This window comes from Rhodococcus sp. IEGM 1307, from assembly GCF_030056915.1.
GTDB classification, from domain to species: Bacteria; Actinomycetota; Actinomycetes; order Mycobacteriales; family Mycobacteriaceae; genus Rhodococcus_F; species Rhodococcus_F opacus_D.
In genome coordinates, this window is the sequence record NZ_JASHKW010000007.1 from 14,115 (window position 1) to 35,878 (window position 21,764).

At 68.2% G+C, this 21,764-nt stretch carries 19 protein-coding genes; 12 read left to right on the plus strand and 7 right to left on the minus strand.

Annotated features, from left to right (window positions below; all coding sequences use genetic code 11):
* Positions 1–17: 17 nt before the first annotated feature.
* Positions 18–422, minus strand: coding sequence for a nuclear transport factor 2 family protein (locus QM841_RS14880; RefSeq protein ID WP_280781955.1), 405 nt, complete (start codon positions 420–422; stop codon positions 18–20).
* Entirely contained in the window at positions 419–1,282 is an 864-nt protein-coding gene (locus QM841_RS14885; protein ID WP_280781954.1) for a crotonase/enoyl-CoA hydratase family protein, read from the minus strand. Before QM841_RS14885 ends, QM841_RS14880 begins: the two co-directional genes overlap by 4 nt.
* Positions 1,283–1,391: 109 nt before the next feature.
* On the opposite strand from QM841_RS14885, the gene QM841_RS14890 reads away from it, so the two are divergent.
* The 4 genes from QM841_RS14890 (at position 1,392) to QM841_RS14905 (ending at position 4,891) form a co-directional block, all read left to right on the plus strand.
* A complete protein-coding gene (locus QM841_RS14890; protein WP_011596490.1) occupies positions 1,392–1,997 on the plus strand; it encodes a TetR/AcrR family transcriptional regulator in 606 nt (201 codons plus the stop codon).
* A gap of 61 nt (positions 1,998–2,058) precedes the next feature.
* Positions 2,059–3,060, plus strand: a complete 1,002-nt coding sequence (locus tag QM841_RS14895; protein WP_280781953.1) for a YihY/virulence factor BrkB family protein — start codon at positions 2,059–2,061, stop codon at positions 3,058–3,060.
* Positions 3,057–3,419, plus strand: coding sequence for a PH domain-containing protein (locus QM841_RS14900; protein ID WP_280781952.1), 363 nt, complete (start codon positions 3,057–3,059; stop codon positions 3,417–3,419). The genes QM841_RS14895 and QM841_RS14900 overlap by 4 nt, the downstream gene beginning before the upstream one ends.
* A 221-nt stretch (positions 3,420–3,640) precedes the next feature.
* Complete coding sequence (locus tag QM841_RS14905; protein WP_283332572.1) at positions 3,641–4,891, plus strand: MFS transporter; 1,251 nt, start codon at positions 3,641–3,643, stop codon at positions 4,889–4,891.
* Positions 4,892–4,895: 4 nt separating this feature from the next.
* On the opposite strand, the gene QM841_RS14910 is transcribed toward QM841_RS14905, so the two are convergent.
* Positions 4,896–6,440: an acyl-CoA synthetase gene (locus QM841_RS14910; RefSeq protein WP_283332573.1), complete on the minus strand. Its 1,545-nt coding sequence runs from the start codon at positions 6,438–6,440 to the stop codon at positions 4,896–4,898.
* 47 nt (positions 6,441–6,487) lie between these two features.
* Positions 6,488–7,801 carry an MFS transporter gene (locus QM841_RS14915; RefSeq protein WP_283332574.1) on the minus strand — a complete coding sequence of 438 codons (1,314 nt, stop codon included), beginning with the start codon at positions 7,799–7,801 and terminating at the stop codon, positions 6,488–6,490.
* 229 nt (positions 7,802–8,030) lie between these two features.
* On the opposite strand from QM841_RS14915, the gene QM841_RS14920 reads away from it, so the two are divergent.
* The 4 genes from QM841_RS14920 to QM841_RS14935 are packed head-to-tail and all read left to right on the plus strand — an operon-like array spanning position 8,031 to position 13,317.
* Positions 8,031–9,116, plus strand: coding sequence for a phosphotransferase family protein (locus tag QM841_RS14920; protein WP_283332575.1), 1,086 nt, complete (start codon positions 8,031–8,033; stop codon positions 9,114–9,116).
* Positions 9,117–9,150: 34 nt separating this feature from the next.
* On the plus strand, positions 9,151–10,380 hold the full coding sequence (locus tag QM841_RS14925; RefSeq protein WP_283332576.1) for an acyl-CoA dehydrogenase family protein: 1,230 nt from the start codon (positions 9,151–9,153) through the stop codon (positions 10,378–10,380).
* Positions 10,377–11,951 (plus strand): acyl-CoA synthetase, encoded by a 1,575-nt coding sequence (locus tag QM841_RS14930; RefSeq protein WP_283332577.1) that lies wholly within the window; start codon positions 10,377–10,379, stop codon positions 11,949–11,951. Before QM841_RS14925 ends, QM841_RS14930 begins: the two co-directional genes overlap by 4 nt.
* 13 nt (positions 11,952–11,964) lie before the next feature.
* Entirely contained in the window at positions 11,965–13,317 is a 1,353-nt protein-coding gene (locus tag QM841_RS14935) for an MFS transporter (protein WP_283332578.1), read from the plus strand.
* Between the two features lie 52 nt (positions 13,318–13,369).
* Here QM841_RS14935 and QM841_RS14940 read toward each other — a convergent pair whose 3' ends face one another.
* From QM841_RS14940 to QM841_RS14950, 3 genes are read right to left on the minus strand one after another with little or no spacing between them, the layout of a single operon-like run.
* Entirely contained in the window at positions 13,370–14,851 is a 1,482-nt protein-coding gene (locus QM841_RS14940; protein WP_283332579.1) for an adenylate/guanylate cyclase domain-containing protein, read from the minus strand.
* 55 nt (positions 14,852–14,906) lie between these two features.
* A complete protein-coding gene (locus QM841_RS14945) occupies positions 14,907–15,530 on the minus strand; it encodes a response regulator (protein WP_061041732.1) in 624 nt (207 codons plus the stop codon).
* Positions 15,527–16,678, minus strand: coding sequence for a sensor histidine kinase (locus QM841_RS14950; RefSeq protein ID WP_283332580.1), 1,152 nt, complete (start codon positions 16,676–16,678; stop codon positions 15,527–15,529). Before QM841_RS14950 ends, QM841_RS14945 begins: the two co-directional genes overlap by 4 nt.
* Before the next feature lie 198 nt (positions 16,679–16,876).
* Between QM841_RS14950 and QM841_RS14955 the strand changes: the two genes are divergently transcribed.
* The 4 genes from QM841_RS14955 (at position 16,877) to QM841_RS14970 (ending at position 21,641) form a co-directional block, all read left to right on the plus strand.
* Entirely contained in the window at positions 16,877–17,917 is a 1,041-nt protein-coding gene (locus tag QM841_RS14955) for an ABC transporter permease (RefSeq protein WP_283332581.1), read from the plus strand.
* The gene (locus tag QM841_RS14960; protein WP_283332582.1) at positions 17,914–18,624 is read left to right on the plus strand and encodes an ABC transporter ATP-binding protein; all 711 of its coding nucleotides are present in this window, start codon (positions 17,914–17,916) and stop codon (positions 18,622–18,624) included. The genes QM841_RS14955 and QM841_RS14960 overlap by 4 nt, the downstream gene beginning before the upstream one ends.
* A gap of 129 nt (positions 18,625–18,753) precedes the next feature.
* Positions 18,754–20,136: an MFS transporter gene (locus QM841_RS14965; protein WP_317569642.1), complete on the plus strand. Its 1,383-nt coding sequence runs from the start codon at positions 18,754–18,756 to the stop codon at positions 20,134–20,136.
* Positions 20,133–21,641: an aldehyde dehydrogenase gene (locus tag QM841_RS14970; RefSeq protein WP_283332583.1), complete on the plus strand. Its 1,509-nt coding sequence runs from the start codon at positions 20,133–20,135 to the stop codon at positions 21,639–21,641. The genes QM841_RS14965 and QM841_RS14970 overlap by 4 nt, the downstream gene beginning before the upstream one ends.
* Positions 21,642–21,764 lie beyond the last annotated feature (123 nt).

The following is a 21,764-nucleotide window of genomic DNA, read 5'->3' on the forward strand; positions in this document are numbered from 1 at the left end:
CTCCTTGATACAGTGGTTTACGACTGGGAGAGCTGGGCGGCCATCAGCGGGATGAGCGCCTGCAGGCCTTTCACGGGACGGACCATCACCTTGAACGACGTGATCTGATCGCGGTCGTTCCAGTGAATGAGGTCGATGCCGTTGACGTGGATGCCGTCGAGTTCGGTGGCGAATTCCAGGACCGCCGAACGGTCGCCGTACCACTCCTCGACGTAGTGGAAACCGGTGCCGTCGAAGACGGTCAGGGCGGCGCGGAGGTACGCCAGGACCTTCGCCTTTCCTTCCTGCGGAGTGAACACGGCGGGGGAGGAGAACACGGCGTCGTCCGCGATCAGGGCGTCGAGGGCGGTGAGGTCGCGACGGTCGACGACGTGGTGCCAGCGGTCGACGACGCCGGGGCGGGCAGGCAGTTCGGCGGTCATCCGCGGAACGCCGGGGTCGGGAGGTCTTCGCCGAACACGTCCGGCAGGTCGTCGCGCACGCTGTCGGGGAACACGGCCGGCCGCTTCTCGAGGAACGCGGAGATGCCTTCGCGCGCGTCCGGTCCGATGCCGCGGATATTGATCCCGCGTGTCTCGACGCGGTGCGCGATCATCGGGTGCTCGGCGCCCAGTGCCCGCCACATCATCTGGCGCGACAGCGCCACCGACACCGGGGCGGAGTGCTCGGTCAGACTCCGGGCCAGCGCATACGCCTCGTCGAGCAGGGATTCCCGCGGGTACAGCTTGTACACGAGGCCGGCGTCGAACGCTTCCGTGGCGGGGAACACCCGGCCGGAGTAGACCCAGTCGAGGGCCGTCTGCAGGGGGACGAGGCGGGGCAGGAACCAGGTCGAGCAGGATTCGGGCACGATGCCTCGGCGGTTGAAGACGAATCCGATGCGGGCATCGTCGGCGGCGAGGCGGAAGTCGGCGGCGAGGGTCATCGTGATGCCCACTCCCACTGCCGGTCCGTTGATCGCGGCGATGATCGGCTTGCGGGATTCGAACATCCGGAGCACCACGCGACCGCCACCGTCGCGGCGGGCGTCGGCGCCCTCGTCCCCGTCCTCGTCCTGCCAGTGATCGAACGTGGCGGCACCGGCGGACAGGTCTGCGCCCGCACAGAACGCTCGTCCGGCTCCGGTGAGCACGATCGCCCGGACGGAATCGTCCGCATCGAGCTGGTCGTAGGCGGCGATCAGCTCGTTCTCCATGGTGGTGGTGAACGCGTTGAGCTGGTCGGGCCGGTTCAGGGTGATCGTCGCGATACCGTCCGCGACGGCGAGTCCGATGTGATCCACCGCCCCAGCATGACATTGTTACCGAACGATCGCTAGAGCGGGTTCTGTGACGGGACCCACTACCCTGGAGTGGTCGTGTGACGATCGGATCGGGGACGGAGACCGAGGGATGTGCGCTGCAAAAGTCGCCGCCGTGGCAACGGGTACCGGGCGGCAGGTGATCCTCGACTCCGCGGTGGCCAACATGAACGAACGCGGCTATCACGGCACGTCCATGCGCGACATCGCCCGCGGCGCCGACATCACCGTCGCCTCGATCTACCACCACTTCGCGTCGAAGCAGGAGATCCTGCAGGACATCATGGTGCGCGCACTCCACGACGCCATCGCGATGACCCGCGGGGCCCTGCTGCGCTCGGGTGGCGCCCCCGCCGACCAGTTGCAGGCGCTGATGCGGGCGTGGGTCATGTTCCACACCACCCGGCAGCTGGACGCGATGGTCGGCGCCACCGAGATACGCAGTCTCGACGACGCCGGCCGCCGGCTCGTCGTCGCCCTCCGCGACGAACAGGAGCACCTCTTCCGCGACGTCGTCGAGCGCGGTGTCGAGGAGGGCGACTTCGCGACCGAATTCCCGCGGGACGCCGTCCGCGGCATCATCAACATGGGTCAATCGGTGTGCACGTGGTGGCACGCCGACGGTCCGCTGAAGCCCGAGGAACTCGCCGAGCGCTACGCCGACCTCGCCCTGGCGATGGTGAAACCGACCGTCTGATCGCCGTGGCCGCGGCCCGGGCAGAATCGGGGTAGCGGGTGTCGCGGAAACGGAGCGTGAGATGAAGTTCGCCAGACGGCTCGACGCTCTCCAGCAGAAGTACCCGGCAATGGGCTTCCCGATCGCCGTCACGTACAAATTCCTCGACGATCAGGGCGTGTACCTTGCGGCGTTGATCGCCTACTACGGGTTCATCTCACTGTTTCCCCTCCTGCTTCTGCTCTCGACGGTGCTCGGGTTCGTGCTGGCGGGGCACCCCGAACTGCAGCAGGACATCATCGACTCGGCGCTGAGCCAGTTCCCGGTCATCGGCGCCGACCTGGCGGACCCGCACCGGATCGGCGGCGGGGTGACGGGCCTGGTGATCGGACTCGTCGGCGCCCTCTACGGCGGCCTCGGGGTGGCACTGGCCAGCCAGAACGCGATGAACACGGCGTGGTCGGTGCCCCGCAACATGCGGCCCGACCCGATCCGAGGCCGGTTGCGGGGTCTGCTGTTGCTCGGCACGATCGGTCTCGCCGTCCTCGGCACCGCCGCGGTGGCGGCGGTCGGCGCCGCGACGCACCTGTCCGGATCGTCCACCGTGCTTCTCATGCTCGCCGCGATCACGATCAACTCCGCGATCTTCATCCTCGCGTTCCGGCTCGCCACTGCCCGGCCGCTGTCCGTCGCCGACGTCGCGCCCGGCGCCGTCGCAGCAGCCGTGGTGTGGCAGGTGCTCCAATCGTTCGGCGCGTATTACGTGAGCAAGGTGGTGAGCACGGCGTCCGTGACGAACGGGGTGTTCGCCGTCGTGCTGGGCTTGCTGGCGTTCCTCTTCCTCGCCGCCGCGGCGATCGTGGTGTGTGTGGAGATCAACGTCGTCCGCGTCGACCGGCTGCACCCGCGGGCGCTGCTCGGGCCCTTCACGGACAAGGCCGACCTCGTGGAGGGCGACAGGCGGACGTTCACCGACCAGGCGAAGGCGCAACGCGCGGTACCGCACGAGGGCATCCACGTCACGTTCGACGAAGTTTCTGCGAAGATGGACAGGCCTGGACCGCCGTCGAAGGAGGAACCATGACCGACCCGATCTTCGACAAGTCGGAGCAACTGAAGCAGGTCCAGCAGGGCATCCTCCCCGGCGAGACGATCATCGCCGTGTACGACTGCATCGGCGCGGGCACCGGCTTCCTCGGGATCACGAACCTTCGCGTCGTCATCCAGGACAAGAGCTTCGTCGGCAAGCGCACCGCGATCACGTCCGTCCCGTACAAGAACATCCGGTCGGTCTCGTTCCTCAGCAACAAGTCGTGGGCAGGCCAGTTCTTCTCCTCCAGCAGCATCGCCGTCAACGTCGCCGACACCACGTACGAGGCCGACTTCCGTGGCATGGACAAGGCCCACCACGTGCACACGGTGATCCTCGAACACATCACGTGACGTAGGTCGCTCTGCTCCGGTGCGTCGCCCCAGGTCACGGCGACGCCCCACACGCCGCGCCGGTGAGTGGAATCACGCCCGCGCGGATTATCAATTCGCTTGCGGCCTCGCCCATACTGGTACGAGCCGGTGTGCCATTATCTCGGCCCGGTTCATCCTCAGGCGAGTCCATTGGACGTGCTCGCCGATCCTACGATCAGCCCGACGGGAGTCTTGCTGCCATGACGCCGCCTGCAGTTCACCTCACAGAACCTGCGGTCACCGCTCGTCCGTCTCTGCGTCCGCGGATTCCGTCACCGAGCAGGCGGGGCGCGATGCTGGCGCTTGCCCTCGGCGGGTTCGGTATCGGCACAACGGAATTCGCGTCCATGGGCCTGTTGCCCGCGATGGCTGCGGGGACCGGGGTGTCGGAGCCGGTGGCCGGGCACTTCGTCTCCGCGTACGCGCTCGGCGTCGTCGTCGGGGCGCCCACGATCGCGGCGCTGGCCGCGCGCGTCGAGCGGCGCACGCTGCTCATCGCGTTGATGGCCACGTTCGTCGTCGGCAATCTCGCGACCGCACTCGCCCCCGGTTACGAGTCGCTGCTGGCGGCCCGGTTCCTCGCCGGGCTGCCCCACGGCGCGTACTTCGGGGTCGCAGCGTTGGTCGCCGCGCACCTTGCGGAACCGGGCAAGCGCGCCAAGGCGGTCGCGACCGTGATGATGGGCCTGTCGGTCGCGAACGTGGTCGGGGTGCCTGCGACGGCGTTCTTCGGCCAGATCCTGGGCTGGCGGTCCGCGTTCGTGCTCGTGGTGATCATCGGAATCGTGACGCTGGTGGCGTTGGCACGCCTCGTCCCGCCGCTGGCCGGGGTGCACGTGAGCAACCCGGTGGCCGAACTCGGGGCGCTGAGCCGGGTGCAGGTGTGGATGACGCTGATCTTCGCGACAGTCGGGTTCGGCGGCTCGTTCGCGGTGTACACGTACATCAGTTCGACGCTCACCGACGTGTCCGGGTTGCCGCACGCGATGGTTCCGGTGGCGTTGATGCTGTTCGGTTCGGGAATGATCCTCGGCAACGTCGTGGGTGGCCGCATCGCCGACAACGCCGTGGTGCCCGGGCTGTTCGGGTGCATGATCGCCCTGATCTGCGTCCTCGCGCTGTTCATCGTCGCCGCACACAACCCGGTGACGGCGCTGATCGTGCTGTTCTTCATCGGGATGGCGGTGACGGCGATCTTCCCTGCCGTCCAGTCGCGGCTGATGGACGCGGCGGGTGACGCGAAGACCCTGGCGTCGACGCTGATCCACGGCGCGTTCAACCTCGCCAACGCGGGTGGCGCGTGGATCGGTGGCGTCGTGATCGCGGCCGGATACGGCTACACCGCCCCGGCCGCCGTCGGCGCCCTCCTCGGCGTCGCCGGACTGATCGTCCTCACCATCGCGGTCCTCCTCGACCGCCGGCGCCGGGACGAACCGGCCGCCGACGGCTGACGGTTCAGGCGTGAACCCCGGCGGCGTACCGATCTCGTAGCGTGCCCTTGACGAGTTTCCCGGTGGGGGTGCGGGGGAGGTCGTCGCTGAAGACGACGTTCCGCGGGACCTTGAACCGGGCGAGCCGTCCCCGCACGTGGTCGAGGAGTTCACCGGCCAGCGCGTCGTCCCCGATCACACCCGGAACGGTCTGGACCACGGCCAGCACCGATTCACCCATCTCCTCGTCGGGGATCCCGATCACCGCCACGTCCAGGACGGCGGGGTGTTCGGTGAGGGTGTTCTCGATCTCCTGCGGATAGATGTTGACGCCGCCGGAGATGATCATGAACGACTTCCGGTCGGTGAGGAACAGATACCCGTCCTCGTCGAGGTAGCCGACGTCGCCGGTGGTGGTCCACGTCGGGTGCTGTGGGTGCTGGGCGTCGCGGGTCTTGGCTGGGGCGTTGTGATACTCGAACGGCAGCGTGTCCCGCTCGAAGTAGAGGGTGCCGATCTCGCCCGGTGCGAGGTCGGCACCGTCGTCGCCGCAGATGTGGGCGACGCCGAGCGCGGCGCGGCCGACGGTTCCGGGCTTGCGGAGCCATTCGTCCGAATTCACGAGAGTCATGCCGTTGAGTTCGGTGGACGAGTAGTACTCCGACAGGATCGGCCCCCACCACTCGATCATCTGCCGCTTCACCTCCACCGGGCACGGGGCCGCGGCGTGCACGGCGACGCGCAGGCTGGAGACGTCGTACTTCTCCCGGGTCTCGGCGGACAACTTCAGCATGCGGACGAACATCGTGGGCACCCACTGGCTGTAGGTGACGTGGTACTGCTCGATGTACGCGAGCGCCTGCTCGGCGTCGAAGCGGTCCATCACGACGACGGTGCCGCCGAGGGCCTGCACCGACGCGCAGGTGCGGAGCGGTGCGGCGTGGTACAGCGGTGCGGGTGAGAGGTAGACGGTGTCCGGCGTGACTCCCCATACCGTCGCGTTCATGCCGGTCATGGTGTCGCCGGGTTCCTGGATCTGACGCGCGGGCAGTTCCGGTTTGATGCCCTTCGGGCGACCGGTGGTGCCGGAGGAATACAGCATGTCCGCCCCGCGGGGCTGGTCGGGGAGCGGGACGTCCGACTCCGCGGCGGCGGCCCGGTCGAGGGAGTCGTAGCCGGGGATCGATCCCCCGAACGCGAGCCGGTGCTCGGTGGCCGGGGTGAGGGCGGGGAGGTCACGCGCCACCGCGTCGAGTGCGGCGTCGACGATCAATGCTCTGGCGCCGCAATCTTCGACGATGTAGGCGATCTCGGGTGGCGTGAGGTGCCAGTTCGCCATCGTGAGGTAGAGGCCGGAACGCATGGCCGCCCAATAGATGTCGAAGATCGAGGGAGTGTTCGTGGCCAGCACCGCGACGTGATCTCCGCGGCGCAGTCCGAGGGTGTGCAGGTGGCGGGCGATCCGGATCGAGCGGGACTCGAGTTCGGCGAAGGTGACCGTCTGCCCGGTGCCCGCCATGATCACGGCCGGCTTGTCGGGGGTGGTGGCAGCATGAGCGCCGGGATACATGGTTGCTCCAATTCGTGAGGGATCTCGAGGGGGACACTGTCCGGACGTCAGCCGAGTTGCTCCTGCGCGACCTTGGACCGGCGGGCCACACCGGCCACCGAGATCAGTCCGATGACCGCAGCGACGATCACGAAAACGGCAGGGGAGAGGACGTTTCCGGTCTTCTCCACCAGCCAGACGGCGACGAAGGGGGCGGTGCCACCGGCGATGACGACGCCGAGGTTCCAGCCCATGGCGACCCCGGTGAAGCGGACGTCCTTGTCGAACAGCAGTGGCATCAGCGTGTACGAGCCGACCTGGGTTCCGACGGTGTTGACCATGATCAGCAGGTAGGCGATCGCGGCGATCCACAGGCTGTGGTGCATGACGGCCATGGCGGGGTAGGTGATGATCGCGAATCCGGCGAGGCTGATCACGGTGAACCGCAACCGCCCGATGCGGTCGGCGAGCATGCCCCCGAGCGGCATCGCGAGCGCGACGACACCGATGACGGCGGTTGCGATCCAGTAGACCGGGGTGCGTTCGTAGCCGAGGCTCTTCATGAGATGGATGCTCATGTAGGTGAGGCCGATGTACGCGGTTCCGTTGCACGCCAGGCTGATTCCGACCGACTGCAGGAGGGCGAGCGGCTGCCGCCGGAAGACGGCGACGACGGGCGCCTGGACCGGTCCGGAATCGGCGTCCTCGCCGTGGGTCTCCTCGACCCGGGTGCGGGCCCACAGGCAGAGCAGCGTCAGCGGCAACGCGAGCAGGAACGGGACCCGCCATCCCCAGCTCTCGAGTTGCGCGTCGGTCGTCAACGCCGACACCGTGCCTGCGACCGCTGCGGCCATCGCGAACCCCATCGTGGATCCGAGCGGGGTGAACGCCCCGTAGGTGGCCTCGAGATGCCGCGGCGCGGATTCGGAGATGAACGTGGCCGAGCCGCCGACTTCGCCGCCGGCCGAGAATCCCTGGATCATCCGCACGACGACGAGCAGCACGGTGGCCCAGATCCCCGCTTGCGCGTGGGTGGGCAGGAATCCCATGGCCATGCTGCCGAGGCCCATGCAGACGAGCGTCGCGAGGAGGGCCTTCTTCCGTCCGAGCCGGTCGCCGATGTGCCCGAACACGATGCCACCGAGTGGGCGCATGAGGTAGGCGGTGCCGAACACGGCGAGTGCGGACAGCAGCGCGATGGCCGGGTCGCTGCTGGGGAAGAAGAGCGGGGCCATCACGATCGCGAGGTAGCCGTACAGGCTGAAGTCGTAGTACTCGATCAGGGTGCCCACGCCACCCGCGATCGCGGCGCGGCGCGCTCGGATGCGGTCTTCGGTCCGCCATGCGGTGGTGGCAGCAGACCCGGTCAACTGGTCCGTCATTGGTGTCCTGACCTTTCGGAGGCGGATGAGACGTGCATCACTTCTCGTGGATCATGCCAAGCGAACGATCGATTGGCAAGGTGTTCGGGCGTCGGGCCTTTTTCGGCAGTTCTGGATCTTTAGTCGCTGTATAAGGAGATATTGACTTCCGACGTTCACTCGGTTGATGATGAGAACTGGCCGAACGAGCGTTTGGCTGAAGATCGAAGTATTCGAAAGGACGCAGCGGATGACGACGTCCCACGCCGAAGCGGACACCCACGAGGACCGGGAGGATTCGGCCGGCGTCGACCTCACCGCTCTCGCCCACTACCTCGACGACGCACTCGAGGGCGGGGTGCGCGGCGACCTCGCCGTCTCGCTCATCAGCGGTGGCCGATCGAACCCCACCTACCGCGTCGCCGACGCCGACCGGACGTGGGTTCTGCGGCGGCCACCGTACGGGCACGTCCTGCCCAGCGCTCACGACATGAAGCGCGAGTTCACCGTGATCAGGGGACTGGCGGGAACCGCCGTCCCGGTGCCCGACGCGGTGCTGCTGTGCGAGGACAAGGACGTGCTCGGAGCCGCGTTCTACCTCATGGAACTGGTGGACGGAACGCCGGTCGGAACGGTCGAGCAGGCGTCGGCACTCACCCCGGACGACCGTCGCCGGCTCGGACTCGACCTCGCCGACACCCTGGCCGCACTGCACGGCGTCGACCCCGCCGCGGTCGGGCTCGGCTCGTTCGGCCGCCCCGGCGGATACCTCGAACGTCAGCTCGACCGTTGGTCCCGGCAGTGGGAGGCCTCGCGCACCACCGATCGGCCCGAGGTGTCCGTGCTGCTCGACAAGCTGCGCCGGGCGCTGCCCACCTCGCACTTCCCGGGCATCGTCCACGGCGACGTCAAACTCGACAACGTGCTCGCGTCCCGCGACGACGCCGGGAAGATCGTCGCCGTTCTGGACTGGGAAATGGCCACGCTCGGCGACACGCTCGCCGACGTCGGGATCATGCTGAGCTTCTGGGACCACCCCGGCGCCGTCGACAACCCGGTGACCAGGGGTCTCGCCCGACTCGACGGATTCCCCACCCGTGCCGAACTTCTCGACCGATACGCCACGCGGCGCGGCATCGAGATCCCCGACATCGACTGGTACACGGTGTTCGCCGATTTCAAGATCGCCGTCATCCTCGAGGGCATCAATGCCAGGCACGCACAGGGCGACACCGTTGGTGGGGGTTTCGACGACGTCGGCGACATGGTCGGCCCGCTGTTGCAGCGTGCACTCGACCTCGCCGCCGTGTCGCCCGTGTCCGAACTCCGCCGCTGACCGCGGCACCACCGAAGAGATTGGAGCCACCGAAGTGGATTTCGACTACAGCCCGAAAGTGCTGGAACTGCAAGCGAAGCTGACGAAGTTCATGCAGGAGCGGGTACTGCCTGCCGAGACGATCGCCGAGGAGCAACTGGCGTCGAAGCCGGACCACTGGGGTGCGCCGCCGATCGTGGCCGACCTGAAGGCGGCCGCGAAGCGCGAGGGCCTGTGGAATCTCTTCCTGCCCGCGCGCGAGGGTGCGGGCCTGACGAACCTCGAGTACGCGCCCCTGGCGGAACTCACCGGCTGGAGCCCGCTGATCGCGCCCGAGGCGTTCAACTGCAACCCGCCCGACACCGGCAACATGGAGCTGCTGCACCTGTACGGCACCGACGAGCAGAAGCGGGAATGGCTCGAACCCCTGCTCGCGGGCGAGTTCCGGTCGTGCTTCTCGATGACCGAACCCGACGTCGCGAGCTCGGACGCCAACAACGTCCGGCTCGAGATCGCCGAGGACGGCGACGACTGGGTGCTGACCGGCCGCAAGTGGTGGTCCACCGCGGCCCTGCGCGACGACTGCCGGGTGGCGATGGTCATGGGCGTCACCGACCCAGGTGCCCCGGTCGGCAGCCGGCACAGCATCGTCCTCGTTCCCATGGACACCCCCGGTCTGGCCATCGTCCGGTCCACCACGGTGCTCGGCTTCACCGACCGCCACGAGGGCGGGCACGGCGAGATCGTCTTCGACAAGGTCCGCGTCCCCAGGGCGAACCTGCTCGGACCGCGCGGCAAGGGCTTCGCGGTCGCGCAGGCCCGCCTCGGTCCGGGGCGCATCCACCACTGCATGCGGTTGATCGGCATGGCCGAGCGGGCGATTGCGCTGATGACCGAACGCGCCCGCACCCGGGTGGCGTTCGGCAGGCCCCTCGCCGACGAGGGGGTCGTGCAGGCGACCGTCGCGGACGCGCGGATCCACCTCGACGCCGCCCGGCTGCTGGTGCTGCGGGCCGCCTGGCGGATGGACGCCGAGGGCACGAAGGCGGCCCGTCACGACATCGCCGCCGCCAAGGTGATGGTCCCGCTGACGGTCAAGCGGATCGTCGACGACGCGATGCAGATCTTCGGCGGCGCCGGCCTGTCGCAGGACACGATCCTGCCGGTGCTCTACGCGCAGGCCCGGTTCCTGCAGATCGCCGACGGTCCCGACCAGGTGCACCGCCGCTCCCTCGCCCGCGCCGAGTTCGCCGCCACCCCGGTACTGACAGAAGTCCGCGGGTGAACGAGGCCACCACGCACGCCCGGCAGCAGAGCATCGGCGACATTCCGCGGCGGTCCGCGGCGCGTTCCCCGGACAAGCTCGCCGTCGTGCACCGCGACGTCCGGCTCACGTTCGCCGAATTCGACACCCTGATCGACAGGGTCGCGGCGGCCCTGCACTCCGAGGGGCTGACGCGGGGCGACCGGCTCGTGTTGTTGTCGCATAACTGCTGGCAGTACCCGGTGCTGAACTTCGCGACCGCCCGGCTCGGTGTGGTTCTCGTGCCGGTCAATTTCATGCTGACCGGCGGGGAGATCGCATACATCCTCGACGACTGCGCAGCCCACGCGTTCGTCGTCGAGGACGCCCTGGTGCCCGTTGCCGAGAAGGCGCTCGCGGAATCGACGGGAAGCGTCCGGGTGCGGGCCACGATTCCGCTCGGCGATACGGCCACACCAGATGGGTGGCGTTCGGTGACGGACTGGGCCGAGGGCGAATTCGGTTCGCCGCCCGAGGTGTTCGTGGCGGACGACGACGTGGTCCGCATCATGTACACGTCCGGTACCGAATCACGGCCCAAGGGTGCGATGCTCACCAGCCGGTCGCTGATGTGGCAGTACATCAGCTGCATCGTCACCGGCGGCATGAGCAGCGACGACGTGGAGGTGCACGCGCTGCCGCTGTACCACTGCGCTCAGCTCGACAACTTCCTCAGCACCGACATCTATCTCGGCGCGACGAGCATCATCGTCGACGGGCCCGACCCGCAGGTGCTGCTCCGCACCATCGAGGCCGAGCAGGTGACCAACCTGTTCTGCCCTCCGACGGTGTGGATCTCGCTGCTGCAGTCACCCGAGTTCGAGAGCGCCGACCTGCGTTCGCTGCGCAAGGGCTACTACGGCGCATCACCGCTGCCGGTGGAGATCCTGCGCGAAATGAACCACCGGTTGCCGGGTATCCGGCTGTGGAACTTCTACGGGCAGACGGAAATGGCGTCACTCGCGACGGCGCTCGGGCCGGAAGATCAAGAGACGCGCGGTGGTTCGGCGGGCAAACCCGCTCTCAACGTGGAGACACGCATCGTCGACGACCGGGACCTTCCGCTTCCCGCGGGCGAGGTCGGCGAGATCGTGCACCGCAGCCCGCACGCCACCGTCGGCTATCTCGGACAACCCGAGAAGACCGCGGAAGCATTCGCGGGCGGGTGGTTCCACTCCGGCGACCTCGGCTACCTCGACGAGGACGGATACCTGTGGGTGGTCGACCGCAAGAAGGACATGATCAAGTCCGGCGGGGAGAACGTCGCGACCCGGGAGGTCGAGGAAACGCTCTACGAACTCGACGGCGTCGGTGAGGCCGCCGTGTTCGCGGTGCCGCACCCACGGTGGATCGAAGCGGTCGCCGCAGTCGTGGTCCCCGCCGCCGGCCTCGAACTCGACGAGAAAGACGTCGTGGAGCACTGCCGCGGACGACTCGCCGGATACAAGGTGCCCAAATACGTGATCGTCGCCGACTCCCTCCCGAAGAACCCGAGCGGCAAGATCCTCAAACGCGTTCTCCGAGACACATTCGGTTCCATTGCCCAAGACTGAGCAGGAGACCACCATGCCCACCGATTCGAACACACAACGCGCGGGCAAGCCCCGGGCCGCGCGCGCCTCGTTCGCGGCCGCCATCTCGACCTCACTCGAGTGGTACGACTTCTTCATCTACGCGACCGCCGCCGCACTCGTCTTCAACGCCACGTTCTTCGCGACCGACAGCCAGGTCGTCGCCGCCCTCAACTCGTTCGCCACGGTGGCGGTCGGTTTCGTCGCCCGGCCGATCGGCGGCGTCCTCGCCGGCCACTTCGGCGACAAGGTGGGTCGCAAACCGGTACTCGTCGCGGCCATCGTGATGATGGCCGTCGCGACGTCGCTGATCGGCCTCGTGCCCAACACCCAACTCGTGTGGCTCGCACCCACGATTCTCGTGACGCTGCGGATCTGCCAGGGCCTCGCCGTCGGAGCGCAATGGGGCGGTGCCGTCCTCCTCGCCACCGAGAACGCCCCCGCCGGACGTCGCGGGTTCTACGGCAGCTTCGCGCAACTCGGCGTGCCCATCGGCGTCGTGCTCGGAAACGTCGTCTTCCTCGTCATCACAGCGGTATTCGACTCCGAGTCGTTCCTCGCGTGGGCGTGGCGCATCCCGTTCTGGATCAGCCTCGTGATGCTGCCGGTCGCCTTCGTCATCCACCGCTACCTGGAGGAGACACCCGAGTTCCGGGAACTGTCGAAGAAGCTCGCCGAGGCTCCGGTCGCGCGGAAGTCGCCGATCCTGCAGGTGCTGCGCAACAATCCCGGCACCGTACTCACCGCGGCCGGCGCGAACGCCATCGGCGTCATCTTCTTCTACACGATGATCACGGGGTCCGTGCAGTTCGCCACCACATACCTCGGGATCGAACGCTCGACCGTGCTCGGCTTCATCCTCGCCGCCTGCGTTCTGATGATTCCGCTGGTACCGCTGGCCGGATACCTCTCCGACATCTACGGCCGGAAGCTGATCTTCGGAATCGGCACCGCCGGAATGCTGCTGTGGGGAATCCCCATGTGGCTCATGATCGGACACTCGAGCCAGGGCACGCTGTGGCCGTTCGCGCTCGCCGTCTTCGGCGCCGTGATCGTCATGTCGTTCCAGACCGGAACGCAGGGAACGCTGTTCGCGGAACTGTTCCCGCCCGAGATCCGATTCTCCGGTGCCTCCCTCGGCTACCAGATCTCCGCCATCATCGGTGGCTTCTCACCGATGGTCATGGTGCTGCTCATCAACGGCGACGCGTCCAACGCCTGGCGGGTCGGCGCCTTCCTCGCCGGCGCCGGAGCGATCGGGCTGCTCTGCCTCGTCGCGATCGTTCGGAAATACTCGACGCCCGACATCCAGCACGCGCCTGCCCGCCGGTCCACCGTGGCGGTGTGAGGTGACGTGAGTGGCAAAGTGTGCTGGCGCACGCTTTGCCACTCACCTGGGGTCAGCGGGACAGTCGGCGTTGCCTCGCGTTGGCGGCGCCGACGAGCGCGCGCAGTGCCTGCGGTGCCCGCTTCGCGGTGCGCAGGATGGCCTGGTCGATGACGCTGAGCCGTGGTGCGCGCCGCGGCACCATCCGGGGTGTGTCCGCGTCGGAGAGCGCGTAGAGGATCCATCGACCCGGGACACCCTTGAGTTCGTGTTCACCGACTTCGGTGAACCGGAGACCCGACCCCACCACGAGGTCGCGCACGGTACGTGACACCAGCACTTCCCCGGCGCGGGCCGTCGCTCCGATGCGCGCTCCGATGTGGACGGTCATCCCGCTGACGTCGGGCCCGTTCCGCTCCACCTGCCCGGTGTGTACGCCGGCCCGCACGTCGAGGCCGAGGGCGCACGCGTCGTCGACGACGCTCCGCGCACACCGGATCGCCGAGGTGGGGCCGTCGAAGATGCTGAACGTGCCGTCGCCCGCGACGTTGAGGAGGCGTCCGCCCGCCCTCTCCACCCCGTCGCGCACCTGCCGTTCGTGGGCGGCGCGGAGTTCCCGGTAGGCGCCATCGCCGATCCTGGCGAGCATCTCCGTCGACCCGACGACGTCGGTGAACAACACGGACGCAACGAACTGCCCGGCGTCCGGTGTCGGGTGACCACCGGTGGCGAGTTGCTCGACGTCGTCGATGATCGGCTTCCACGCCTCCCCGAGCGACGCGCCGGTCGGCGCGGGCGGCAGCAGATGGAAAGTGCTCTGCGGGATGTGATCGGCGACGTACCGCGCGGCGGCCGCGGGAACGGGACTGCCCGAGACGATCACGATCCGGGCCGGGCACGGGATCGCCGGCAGTATGTCGGAGTAGTCGAGGCGGAAGATCCACTCCAGGTGGGCGCGCGCGACGGCCGGTGTCGCCGAACTTCGCTCGAGCATCGACATCAGCCGTCGGTTGAACGGGGAATCCTCGCCGGGATCCCACAACGGGACGGTCGCGCCCGACCCCCACACCTCCGTGGCCGCCCGCCATCCCTCGACGAAGTGGTCCCGTTCGGCGGTCGACCATCCCTCCGGATCGTGGTCACCGCCGATCAGGCGTTCGGCGAACGGCTGGATCAGCAGCACTCCGGTGACTCGTTCCGGTGACCGCGCCGCCACGAGCGCGACGGCGCCGCTCGCGCTGGCCACGCCCACCAGCAGTGCCTCGCGCATCCCGATCTCGTCCATGACCGCGACGATGTCGTCGGCCTGCTCCTCGAGCGTCGGCAGGTGGTCGACCGGGTCGGACAGGCCCAGCCCCCGCTGCTGGAAGTAAGCGGTGCGGGCGAACGTGCTGCCCCTTTCCATCAGGTAGTGGATCTGCGGGTCGGTCCACATCAGGTCGAGGTGCATGTTGATCTCGAAGAGCCACACCACGTCCAGCGAACCGCCGCCCACCACCTGATACGCCAGCGCGTGCCCGTCCCGCTGGATGTACTGGACGACCGGTGGGTCCATTTCCCCAGCGTAAACGGATGTGAGTGGCAAAGTGTGCGTCCACACACATTGCCACTCACCTGGGGATGGTGCCCAGCTCGCGGGCCCGCGCGATTGCGGAGGTCCGGGACTTGACGCCGAGTTTGCCGAAGATGTGGACGAGATGGGACTTCACGGTGGTCTCGGAGAGGAAGAGTTCCTTACCGATCTCCCGATTGGATCGCCCGGCAGCCACCAACGTCAGCACCTGGATCTCCCGTGGGCTGAGGCTGGTGGCAGGTCGGCGTACGCGCGTCATCAGTTTCGACGCCACGGCCGGGGAGAGGACGCTGTCGCCGGCCGACGCCGCGCGGACGGCGGCGAGGAGTTCGGGCGGGGGAGTGTCCTTCAGGAGATACCCGGCGGCGCCGGCCGCGACCGCGTCGAGGATGTCGGCGTCCGTGTCGTAGTTGGTGACGACCAGCACGTGCGGTGGGTTCGGCAGGGACCGCAGGTTCCGGGTGGCGTCCACACCCGAGGTGCCGGCGCCGAACCGGAGGTCCATGAGCACCAGGTCGACCGGAGTCGTCGCGCACAACGCCACGGCGGCGTCGGCGGTGGCAGCCTCGCCGACCACCTCGATGTCGTGCTCGTGCTCGAGGAGGGCGCGCAGGCCCGCGCGAACGATCGCGTGGTCGTCGGCGAGCAGCAGTCGGATCATGTGCCGACCTCGAGTGGGAACGACACCGCGACCGCGGTCAGTCCTGGTTCCGACTCCACCGACATCGACCCGTCGAGCAGCTCGACGCGTCGGCGAATCGAATTCAGCCCGAACGCTTTCGACGGTTCACGGTCGAGGAGTGCGACATCGAAGCCGCCGCCGTCGTCGACGACGTCCAACCGGACCGCGTCCTCGTAGTAGGTGAGCGTGACCGCCATCCGGGATGCGTGCGCGTGCCGGACCACGTTCGACACCGCGCCCTGCGCAATCCGCACCAACGCCGCCTCGACGGGCATCGGCAATCGCACCGGCTCCCCCTCGACCACGGCAATGGTGTCGAACGTGTCGTTCCTCGCCTGCGTGCAGATCCGTGCGAGCGCGTCCACGAGTGACTGCCCGTCGAGGACGGCGGGTGTGAGATCGCCGATGAGCTGACGGGTTTCGGCGAGGCTGTCGGCGGCCGTCTCCCGCGCCAACCGGATGCGGTCCCGGGCGGGGTGGTCGGGGGCGGCGCGTTCGACGGCGTGGAGCAGCATCTGAATGCTCGACAGATCCTGCGCGACGGTGTCGTGGATCTCGCGTGCGAGCCGCTCACGTTCGGTCAGGGAGCCGGCGGCACGTTCCTGCTCGGCGAGTTCGGCTCGGGTTCGGGTCAATTCGTCGATGAGGCGATCGCGTTCGACAGCCTCCCGGTACAACGCCCGGTAGCCGAGGCCGATCGCCACCGCGACGCACGCACCGATCACCGGACCGACGACACCCGCGACGCTCCAGCCGCGGTGCATTCCGGTGCCCACGACCGCCACGACGGTCGCGGCTGCGACCGCCAGGACTCCCCAGCGTCGCGGCAGCAGATGCAGGTACAGGAAGAACAGCCCGAACGCGAGATAGGCGGCGTCGGGGGCGAGGACCATCAGCGCCACCCACAAAGCCGTCAGCGCTGCGAGCCACCACGTCCCGCGCAGACGACGCGTCGCTCCCGCCGCGTACACCGCGAGAAACGCCACCGACAGCACCACGATCGCCGGTGCCTGTGGTACGTCCGGAAGGACGGCGCGCAAGATCACGACTGCAGTGAGCGCCGCGATCAGCGCATGCAGTCCCAGTTGGAGTCCCGCGAACACGGGCGTGAGAGGGGAGCGGTGCACCCCGCCCAGCTTATCGACGCGACCGCACCCGGCATCCATCGAAAGTCGGAACGCGCACCCGACCTTCGACCACCGAGAATTCCACCGCACGTGCGATGGAACCGTGTCGTGTCCGGGGCACGGTGAGTTCGGAGGCCGTGAGGGCCGCCCCGGCCCGCATCGACTGCGGCGTCGGTCGTGATCTGGAGAGGACCACCTGTGTTCGTCGCATCGAGAGACCTGCGTGCCGCGCGTGGTCGCTTCGCGCTGATATCCGTCGTCGTGGTGCTGATTGCGCTGCTCGTCACGTTTCTCAGCGGCCTCACGGCCGGACTGCGTCATCAGAACGTGTCCGTCGTGGAACGCATCGACGCGGAGTCGGTGGTCTTCGCCGCCTCCGACGACGGTCCGTGGTTCGACGAGTCCGTGCTGACGTCCGAGCAGGTGGCCGTCTGGCGGCGGAGCGCCGACTCGGTGCAGCCGATCGGCGTCGGACGAGGCTCGGCGTCGGCAGTAGGAGGTCCGGCGAAGGGGGTGGCACTGGTCGGCGCGGACGGCGGTGTGGGCGACCGTTCACCGTCCGCGCCGGGAACCGTGATCCTCGGGGCAGGCGCGGCGCGATCCCTCGGCGTCGGCGCCGGCGACCGTCTCACCGTCGGCGACGTCACCTTCGCCGTGACCGCAGTCCGCGGCGACGACTGGTACGGCCACAGCCCGGCCGTGTGGATGACGCTCGCCGACTGGCAGCACGCGAACCCGCGTGGGGGTGCGGCGACGGTGCTCGCGGTGGCCGGCGGGGACGACGCCACGAACGCCGTCGCGGGGACGACCTCCCGAAGTGTGGCCGACTCCTTCTCCGCCATCGGCTCCTATACCTCCGAGAACGGGTCACTGACGTTGATGACGGTGATGCTGTTCGCGATCTCCGCGCTGGTGATCGGCGCGTTCTTCACGGTCTGGACCCTCCAGCGGACCCCCGATGTCGCGACGTTGAAGGCGCTCGGCGCGTCCACCGGGTCGCTCGTGCAGGACGCGCTCGGGCAGGCGCTCGTCGTCCTGCTCGCCGGCGTGGGTGTCGGTGTCGGGACGGCAGCGGTGGCCGGGTCGATGATCGGCGACGCCGTGCCGTTCGTGCTCGACATCTCCACCACTGTCCTGCCCGCCACCGCTCTCGTCGGGCTGGGCCTCCTCGGCGCCGCGTTCGCGCTCCGCTTCCTGTTCACCACCGACCCCCTCACCGCCCTCGGGAGCACACGATGACCACCCCCGCCCTCACCCTCGACGACGTCACCCTCACCTACCCCGACGGCGCGGGACGCGTCACCGCCCTCGACTCGGTGTCGCTGGCCCTCGGCCGGGGTGAGATCGCCGCGATCACCGGTCCGTCCGGTTCCGGAAAGTCGACGCTCCTCGCGGTGGCGTCGACGCTGATCCGGCCCGACTCGGGCTCCGTCCGGTTGGGCACCACCGAACTCACCGCGCTGAGCCGGCGGGAGGCGTCCACGCTGCGCCGCGACCGGATCGGCATCGTGTTCCAGCAGTCCAATCTGGTGTCGTCGTTGACGGCCCTCGAACAACTGGAGGTGATGGCGCATCTCGGGCAGCGGATGTTCGTGCCGCGGCGGGCCGGGCGCGCGAAGGCTCGCGACCTGCTCGACGCCGTCGGCCTCGCAGACCATGCAGGGAAGCGGCCCGCGCAGTTGTCGGGTGGGCAGCGGCAGCGGGTCAACCTGGCCCGGGCGCTGATGAACGATCCGTCGCTGCTGGTCGTCGACGAGCCGACCAGCGCGCTCGACCAGGAACGGGGCGCCGCGATCATGGATCTGATCCTCGGTGTGGTGCGAGAGCGCGAGGTCGCGACGCTGCTGGTGACACATGACCACACGCATCTGTGCAGAATGGATGCAGTCCACCGCGTAGTCGACGGCTCTCTCACCCGTGAGCACTTGTTAACCGCGGAAGGTTAAGAAGTACGCACAGGTGTGAATAACATGTTTCTTCCAAAGTCAAGGGTTGACGTTTCTCATGTGCGTGAGATTACATCTTAGTGGTAAGCCTTTGAGGGCTTAAGTAAATGCCTCGACCCGACCCTGAGGATGCTCATGACGACGGTATCGCCCGCCATGGCTGCCACAGCTGAGATGATCAGCGCCCGACTCGAACGCCTGCCGATGAGCAGGTGGCACATCAAGGCCCGCGTCATCGTCGGCGCCGTCACGTTCTTCGACGGCTTCGACCAGCTGATGATCGCGTACTCTCTCCCCGTTCTCATCCCCAAGTGGGGTCTGACCCCCGGCGACATCGCCTGGGTGATCGCCATCGGCGGCATCGGCATGCTCGTCGGCGCCCTCGCCGGCGGCTGGTTCGCCGACCGCGTCGGCCGGCTCAACGTCATCATCTTCTCGCTCGCGCTCTACGCCGTGATGAGCCTCGGCATGGCGTTCACCGACAGCCTGATGCTCTTCCTCGTCTTCCGATTCGTGCAGGGCATCGGCCTCGGCGCCGAGGTCCCGGTCGCAGCGAGCTACATCGGCGAGATCACCAAAGCCCACAAGCGCGGACGGTTCGTGCTGCTCTACGAGGTGATCTTCCCGATCGGGCTCGTGATGTCGGCGATCGTGTCGGCGTGGGTGGTCCCGAACTACGGCTACAAGATCCTGTTCGCGCTCGGCGCGCTGCCCGTCGTGCTCCTGCCGCTGCTGTGGAAACTGCCAGAGTCGCCGCGCTGGCTCGCGTCCCGTGGCCGCCACGAGGATGCGCACAACGCCATGACCCGCATCGAGAACGAGATCACCGGCAAGTACGGCAAGACGCTCCCGGCCCCGCAGCCGCTGCCCGCCGTCGCCGTCGACACCCGCCGCGGAACGTTCGCGGAGGCCTTCCGGGGCATCTACCTGCGTCGCACGCTGATGCTCGCCGCGATCTGGGGCTGCGCCTACTTCGTCAACTACGGCATCGCGTCCTGGCTGCCGACGCTGTACCGATCCGCATTCGACGTCAGCGTCGACACCGCCCTGCACTACAGCATCGTCACCAGCGTCGCCGGCCTGATCGGCTGCATCCTCGTCGCATTCCTCATCGACAACCTCGGACGCCGCATCTGCATCACCGCGTCGATGGTCCTGTGCTCCTCGCTGCTCTTCCTGCTCGCCGCCTCCGGCGCCGACACCGCGACGAAGGTCCTGTTCTGGTCGGCCGGATCCGCGCTGTTCGTCTTCGCCGTCAACATGGCGCTCTACGTCTACACCGCGGAGCTGTACCCGACCCGGATGCGAGCCATCGGCTGCGCGATCGGCGGAGCGAGCGGACGCCTCGGCATCATCGTCGGCCCCCTCGCCGTCGGCGCCATCCTCGACGGGGGCGGCACACTCACCGTCGTCTTCGGAATGTTCGCCGCGGTCGCAATGATCGGTGCCCTCGTGGTCGGCTTCTTCGCCGTCGAAACCCGCGAAAAGACCCTCGAGGAGATCTCCCAGTGACCGTTCTCGACACCGCACCACAGACACTGCCGTTCGTCCCGGTCGCCGACCGGATCCTCGTCGCCGGGCAGTGGCGGCAGGCGAACGGCCCCGCCTTCGCGGTCACGGACCCGTCGACCGGCGAAACCCTGCAGGTGATCCACCAGGCCACCGCCGACGACGCCGACGAGGCGGTCCGGAAGGGCCGCGCCGCCGCCGCCGACCCGGCGTGGCGCGCGCTGCTCCCGCACCAGCGGGCCAAGTACCTGCACCGCATCGCCGACGCGATCGAGGCGAACACGTCCCGGCTGGCGCTGCTGCAGAGCTACAACACTGGCAAGACGGTCGCCGAGACCACCGCACTCGTCGGCAGCGCGGCGGGCACGTTCCGCTACTTCGCCGCCGTCCTCGAAACCGCGGACGACGACCTCACCACCCCACGCGGCAACTTCCTCACGATGAGCGTTCTCGAGCCCATCGGCGTGGTCGGCGCCATCGCACCGTGGAACTCGCCGGTGGCCAGCGACGCGCAGAAGATCGCGCCCGCGCTGGCGGCAGGCAACGCCGTCGTTCTCAAGCCCGCCGAGTGGACGCCGCTGGTGTCGCTGGAACTGGCGCGGCTCATCGACCAAACACAACTGCCTGCCGGACTGCTGTCGGTGCTGCCGGGCAAGGGCTCGGTGGTCGGCGACGCCATCGTCACCCACCCCGGTGTCGGGAAGGTGACGTTCACCGGCGGCACCAACACCGGACGGTCCATCGCGCACGCGGCAGCCGACAAGCTGATGCCCGTGTCGTTGGAACTCGGCGGCAAGTCGCCGACGATCGTGCTGGACGACGCGGACCTCGACGCCGCCGTGAACGGCGTCATGTACGGGATCTTCTCGTCCACCGGGCAGAGCTGCATCGCCGGATCCCGGCTGTTCGTCGACCGCCTCATCTACGACGAATTCCTCGAGAAGCTGGTGGCCAAGACGCAGCGACTGCGACTCGGACCCGGCCGCGACCCCGACACCCAGGTCGGGCCGATGGTCCACCGCAAGCACCGCGACAGCGTCGCCGCATACGTCGACCTCGCTCGCGAAGAGGGCGGACGAGTGTTGTGCGGCGGGGCGATCCCCGACGACGAACGGCTCCGCGACGGCGCGTACTACCTGCCGACGATCATCGACGGGCTCCCCAACAATTCGCGCACCTGCCAGGAGGAGATCTTCGGACCCGTCCTGGTGGTCCTGCCGTTCGACGGCGACGCGGATCTGGTTGCACAGGCCAATGATTCGGTATTCGGTCTGGCGTCGGGAATCTGGACGCGCGACTACCGTCGCGCGTGGAAACTCGCCCGCCGCCTCCAGGCCGGCACCGTGTGGATCAACACCTACAAGCAGTTCAGCATCTCGACGCCGTTCGGCGGCGTCAAGGAGAGCGGGCTCGGGGTGGAGAAGGGGCGCAGCGGTATCGCCGCCTACTCGCGGCAGAAGAGCATCTACTGGGGCCTCGACGAGGAACCCAATCCGTGGGCTGATTGAGCGACCCGCTCGTGGGCTGACTGAAGCTTGCTCGCCGAATGTCACACGGGTTCCGTCTGACTGAACCACGGTCACATCGGCCCACGGGGAAGCTGAAGTAGTAGGTCGTCCGGAAAGAAATTC

Bases quoted from the DNA above. Each gene is read 5' to 3' on its own strand.
- QM841_RS14880 (WP_280781955.1), bottom strand. From the start codon at position 422: ATGACCGCCGAACTGCCTGCCCGCCCCGGCGTCGTCGACCGCTGGCAC.
- QM841_RS14890 (WP_011596490.1), top strand. From the start codon at position 1,392: ATGTGCGCTGCAAAAGTCGCCGCCGTGGCAACGGGTACCGGGCGGCAG.
- QM841_RS14895 (WP_280781953.1), top strand. From the start codon at position 2,059: ATGAAGTTCGCCAGACGGCTCGACGCTCTCCAGCAGAAGTACCCGGCA.
- QM841_RS14900 (WP_280781952.1), top strand. From the start codon at position 3,057: ATGACCGACCCGATCTTCGACAAGTCGGAGCAACTGAAGCAGGTCCAG.
- QM841_RS14905 (WP_283332572.1), top strand. From the start codon at position 3,641: ATGACGCCGCCTGCAGTTCACCTCACAGAACCTGCGGTCACCGCTCGT.
- QM841_RS14910 (WP_283332573.1), bottom strand. From the start codon at position 6,440: ATGTATCCCGGCGCTCATGCTGCCACCACCCCCGACAAGCCGGCCGTG.
- QM841_RS14915 (WP_283332574.1), bottom strand. From the start codon at position 7,801: ATGACGGACCAGTTGACCGGGTCTGCTGCCACCACCGCATGGCGGACC.
- QM841_RS14920 (WP_283332575.1), top strand. From the start codon at position 8,031: ATGACGACGTCCCACGCCGAAGCGGACACCCACGAGGACCGGGAGGAT.
- QM841_RS14935 (WP_283332578.1), top strand. From the start codon at position 11,965: ATGCCCACCGATTCGAACACACAACGCGCGGGCAAGCCCCGGGCCGCG.
- QM841_RS14940 (WP_283332579.1), bottom strand. From the start codon at position 14,851: ATGGACCCACCGGTCGTCCAGTACATCCAGCGGGACGGGCACGCGCTG.
- QM841_RS14945 (WP_061041732.1), bottom strand. From the start codon at position 15,530: ATGATCCGACTGCTGCTCGCCGACGACCACGCGATCGTTCGCGCGGGC.
- QM841_RS14960 (WP_283332582.1), top strand. From the start codon at position 17,914: ATGACCACCCCCGCCCTCACCCTCGACGACGTCACCCTCACCTACCCC.
- QM841_RS14965 (WP_317569642.1), top strand. From the start codon at position 18,754: ATGCTCATGACGACGGTATCGCCCGCCATGGCTGCCACAGCTGAGATG.